Origin of the sequence: Pontibacterium sp. (genome assembly GCF_041587635.1) — a bacterium.
Classification (GTDB): domain Bacteria; phylum Pseudomonadota; class Gammaproteobacteria; order Pseudomonadales; family Balneatricaceae; genus Pontibacterium.
In genome coordinates, this window is record NZ_JBFGYC010000316.1 from 1 (window position 1) to 4,755 (window position 4,755).

The 4,755-nt window shown below is 50.0% G+C and carries 5 protein-coding genes; 4 read left to right on the forward strand and 1 reads right to left on the reverse strand.

The features are described 5' to 3' along the window. Nucleotides 1-315 precede the first annotated feature (315 nt). A complete protein-coding gene (locus ABYW01_RS14410; RefSeq protein ID WP_372833889.1) occupies nt 316-486 on the reverse strand; it encodes a hypothetical protein in 171 nt (56 codons plus the stop codon). Nucleotides 487-608: 122 nt separating this feature from the next. Between ABYW01_RS14410 and ABYW01_RS14415 the strand changes: the two genes are divergently transcribed. The 4 genes from ABYW01_RS14415 to dnaX form a co-directional block, all read left to right on the forward strand. After that, nucleotides 609-947 carry a helix-turn-helix domain-containing protein gene (locus tag ABYW01_RS14415; RefSeq protein ID WP_372833891.1) on the forward strand — a complete coding sequence of 113 codons (339 nt, stop codon included), beginning with the start codon at nt 609-611 and terminating at the stop codon, nt 945-947. Nucleotides 948-979: 32 nt separating this feature from the next. After that, nucleotides 980-1,975 carry a tyrosine-type recombinase/integrase gene (locus ABYW01_RS14420; protein WP_372833894.1) on the forward strand — a complete coding sequence of 332 codons (996 nt, stop codon included), beginning with the start codon at nt 980-982 and terminating at the stop codon, nt 1,973-1,975. Between the two features lie 52 nt (nt 1,976-2,027). Continuing rightward, a complete protein-coding gene (locus ABYW01_RS14425) occupies nt 2,028-3,011 on the forward strand; it encodes a serine/threonine protein kinase (RefSeq protein ID WP_372833896.1) in 984 nt (327 codons plus the stop codon). An 84-nt stretch (nt 3,012-3,095) separates the two neighbouring features. After that, on the forward strand, nt 3,096-4,755 hold a 1,660-nt coding region (gene dnaX, locus ABYW01_RS14430; protein ID WP_372833899.1), incomplete at its 3' end, for a DNA polymerase III subunit gamma/tau.

Below are 4,755 nucleotides of genomic sequence, written 5' to 3' on the forward strand. Positions count from 1 at the left end.
ATTCCACAGCTGGTCGAAATACCACGGTCGCAAATAATGTGGACACTCATGTAACTAATAATAATTTTTCCCAGAGACTTAAATTGATTCCAGGTCAAGGTGTCTGTGAATTATCAGGTAACACCTATAAACGTTTATTTGGTGGTTGCAACTAATTTTCAAACAGCCCTCCAATTTTAGAAGGGCTATCTTTATATTCTGGTCTCAGCGAAAAAAACAAGTGCTTTGCTGGGATCGAAAAAACAGAAGATTTGATTCTGTAATAACTGAACGTTTAACGGAATGCTTGTTATCGATAAATCTCATCGTAAGGCTTCAGAAGCCATAACACGCCATAAATTCGAGTAATACGCATCTCAACTCTGTGAACTGATTAACCCGTTCTACAGGATCCGTCAGCTTCTGAATTGCACACCAGCGCCTGACTATCTTGTCAGCTTCTCGCATACGGGCGATGTCGGCAGGGATAGAAACGACCATGTTCATACAAAATCCTTTTTGTTGGTGAGGGTAAGAGGCGAACTTTTTATCCCCACATCGGCCAAACTTCCAGTAACCACCCAGCAACAGGGTATTCTCAACGGATGTACTACCCGTTAGTTGGGTAGTTGGATGAACTCTTTACACGTTTCCTTATAGTGACTCCCGAACAATGCCAGCGACTTAAGCAGGGACGTTTAGCCGCTTACTACAGCCAAAAGGAAGCTGCTGATGCTCTATCTGTATCCCCGCGCACTTATGAAAAATGGGAGCAGGGCACGAGCAACCCTGAGCACATTGCAACGTACGTCAAAATCGCTACCCTGTTTAACATCAGTTTGGATTGGTGGTTACTTGGTGAAGCTGAGTGTACCCACGATGAAAAGCAGATTATCAACGGCATACATCGACTAGCGCCCGACGATCGGGCTGCTGTAAAACGAATTATCAGGACAATGGCGAAGTAGTATCGCTTTGTACTGGTAGCAGGGATGGTCCTATGCCGAAGAAAACCGCAGACAATAAATGGTTAGTTGATATCCGCCCCCACGGTGCCAACGGCCCCCGCATTCGAAAGACGTTCAAGACCAAAGCTGAAGCAACTCGCTTCAAAGCCTACGAAATTAATAAGGCTAAAGACTCGCCCTGGGAACCTGCTGCAAAAGATATGCGTTCGCTTATGGTGCTTGTTGAGCTATGGAATGAACACCACGGCCAACACATCAAAAGTGGTGTAAGACGGATATGGCCGCTAAAAGAGTTCGCAACTTTTACCCAGAACAAACAAGCTCGACTTATTAAAAGTACTGACTTCATTAAGTTTCGTTCGGCCAAGCTACAAGCAGGCACCAGCGCAACGAGCATGAATACCTACCTGACCTATACCAAATCTATGTTCAACAGGCTGGCTAAGCTGGAGCTTATCGAGTACGAAAACCCACTTAGGCATGTTGAGCCGCTGAAAACACAAGAGAAGGAACGGGACTTCTTGACCGCAGGTGAAATATCAACGCTCTTAGACTATTTGAAACCCAGAAATCATGATGTGTATATGTGTGCGTTGGTATGCCTATCAACGGGTGCACGATGGTCTGAAGCGGTGAACATTGAGCCGAACGATGTTAGAGATCAGCGGATCAGGTTTAAGAATACGAAGTCCCGTAAGATACGAGAAATACCGATTCAACCAGAATTGGAAAAGTTGCTGAATTGTTGGCAACGGAGGAGGACAGAGAAAACCCTTCACACACAGTTCACCGGCTTGCTAGATGATTTTGGATTGAAGAAAGCCAAGCATCAAAGTACGCATATCCTGAGGCACTCATTCGCCGCACATTTCATCATGAATGGTGGGAATCTGGTAACATTGCAACGAATACTCGGGCACGCCAACATCAAGACAACGATGATTTACGCCCACCTATCACCGTCTCACTTGGCTGATGCCAAAGAGCTTAATCCGGTGAGTATGGACAGTTTGTGGACAGATTCTTAGAAGGCCGATAATTTGTCTTTGTTTTTCAGTTGCTTACAGAGATATAGGAATTATGTCGAAGAACCCCCATCCGTTTGAGACCCTGACCCCCAGTTTTATTTTGGATGCGGTGGAAAGTCATGGGTACTGGAGTGATGGCCGCAGTTTCCCGCTGAACAGTTATGAAAACCGTGTGTATCAGGTGGGGATTGAGGGTTCAGAACCACTGATTGCCAAGTTCTACCGGCCGGGTCGTTGGACCGATGAGCAGATACTGGAAGAGCATGAACTCTGCTTTGAGCTGGTCGAGAAAGAGCTGCCTGTTGTAGCCCCAATGGTCAAAGACGGTGTCAGTTTGTTTCATTCCGGGGATTTCCGTTTTGCGCTTTATCCGCGTAAAGGTGGGCATGCGCCAGAGCTGGATAACCCCGATAACCTGTTTATCCTCGGACGTTTGTTAGGGCGTATGCACTTAGTCGGTGCGGTTAAACCGTTTGAACACCGTCCTGAAGTTGATGTGCAAAGTTACGGTCACGACAGTGTGGCGTTTATCAGTGAGCACTTTATCCCAGCAGAGTTGAAACTATCCTATGACAGCCTCACTCGCGATATCTTGCAACTGATCGAAGAGATCGTGGCGCGAGTGGGTGATGTCCGTCAGATTCGCGTACATGGTGATTGTCATGGCGGCAATATGCTTTGGCGTGATGATGCGCCGCATTTTGTAGACTTTGATGATTCGCGTATGGCGCCTGCTATTCAGGATATCTGGATGTTGTTGTCGGGTGGACGCTCGGAACAGCTGGCCCAGATATCAGAAATTATCGAAGGTTATAACGAATTTAACGACTTTCAGCTGAAAGAACTGCAGCTGGTGGAAGTGATGCGTACGCTGCGGATGTTGCACTATTCCGCATGGCTGGCCCGGCGTTGGGAAGATCCTGCGTTTCCGCATAGTTTTACGTGGTTTAACACCGTGCGTTACTGGAGTGAGCATATCCTGGAGTTGCGCGAACAGTTTGCTGCATTGCAGGAGCCTGGTTTAACGCTGGTTTAGATGCACAACGCTGGCGTAAGCCGGGTCTAAACGGTAGCATAAGCCGCTGATTTTCGATTATTTAATCCCCCGTGATGTGAGCCGATGAGTTATCAGGTACTAGCCCGTAAATGGCGTCCAAAACGCTTTCAGGAGATGGTTGGACAGGAACATGTCCTCAAGGCGCTGGTGAATGCGCTGGATGATGATCGGCTGCACCATGCGTACCTGTTTACCGGTACCCGGGGGGTGGGTAAAACCTCCATTGCCCGTCTGTTTGCGAAATCGCTGAACTGTGAAACCGGTGTATCTTCATCCCCATGCGGCGAGTGCTCCGCGTGTCGGGAAATTGCCGAAGGTCGTTTTGTCGATCTGATCGAAGTCGATGCGGCGTCTCGTACCAAGGTTGAAGACACCCGAGAGTTGCTGGAAAACGTTCAGTACGCACCGACGCATGGTCGCTATAAAGTGTATCTCATCGATGAGGTACACATGCTCTCCACGCACTCCTTCAATGCGTTGTTGAAAACGCTGGAAGAGCCGCCTCCACACGTTAAGTTCCTGCTAGCCACCACTGATCCGCAGAAGTTACCGGTGACTATCTTGTCCCGCTGTCTGCAATTTAACCTCAAAAACATGATTCCTGAACGGATCGTGGATCACCTGAAGTTTGTCTTGGGTGAAGAGGCGGTACCTTACGAAGAACCAGCGCTTTGGCTGCTGGCCCGTTCTGCTGATGGTTCTATGCGCGATGCGATGAGTCTGACTGATCAGGCTATCGCATTTGGTGCCGGTGAGATCAATGAAGCCGATGCCCGCGCGATGCTCGGTACCATCGACCAGCGTTTGGTCTACCGAATGCTGGAATGCCTGGTAGAACAGGACGCACAAGGTTTGTTGGACGCGGTGCGAGATCTTGCGCAGTTTTCACCGGATTACAATACCGTACTGGGTGATTTGATCAGTCTGTTACACCGTATTGCGGTGGGCCAGGCCTTGCCAAGTGCTGTTGATAACAGCATGGGTGACAAGGAACAGGTGCAGGCACTGGCGGGGCGTTTACGCGCTGAAGATCTGCAGCTGTTTTATCAGATTGCATTGATGGGGCGTAAAGACCTGCCGTTTGTACCGGATGCCCGGGAAGGGCTTGAAATGGTGCTGTTGCGCATGCTGGCTTTCCGACCGGCAGGCGCTGCTCCTTCTGGGCCGCCGGTTAAGCTTGGTTCTGCTACGTCGGAGGCTTTGCCTGCAGAATCGGTTCAGCCTGCTGCTCCCGTGATGTCTGCACAGCAGCCTTCACCGACAGCGGCTCCTACTGCCCCAGCCGTTGTGACAAAGCCTGAGCCGTCGCCAGTGCAAGAAGCTCCGTCTCAGCCTGAATCCATGCAGCGGTCGGAGCCAAATCCACAGTTGCAACCACAGTCTGTGCAGCAAGCGCAGTCGCCTCAAATCCCGGCTCCTGTCGTGCCAAATAGAGCTCCGGACATGGCACCTGCGCCTCCTGTGCACACCATGGAAGATATTCCACCATGGGAAGACGCTGATATTCCTGCGGATGAATATGCGGGCGGTCATCAGGATCTGCCATCGGGTGCGCCGGAGACCCCGCCGGGAAAAAAGCCTGAACCTGCACCGCTAGCGGCTCCGCGTGAAGCTGCTTCCGCGTCTGTTCCTAAGATTGCTGCTGAACCGGTACAGAAAGTTGCACAGTCTGCGGTGGAGGTGCCTGCTCAAAACCTGAAAATTGCTCAGGATCTGGGCGACC

Coding starts and splice junctions, on each gene's coding strand:
- ABYW01_RS14410 (WP_372833889.1), bottom strand. CDS start 486: ATGAACATGGTCGTTTCTATCCCTGCCGACATCGCCCGTATGCGAGAA.
- ABYW01_RS14425 (WP_372833896.1), top strand. CDS start 2,028: ATGTCGAAGAACCCCCATCCGTTTGAGACCCTGACCCCCAGTTTTATT.
- ABYW01_RS14420 (WP_372833894.1), top strand. CDS start 980: ATGCCGAAGAAAACCGCAGACAATAAATGGTTAGTTGATATCCGCCCC.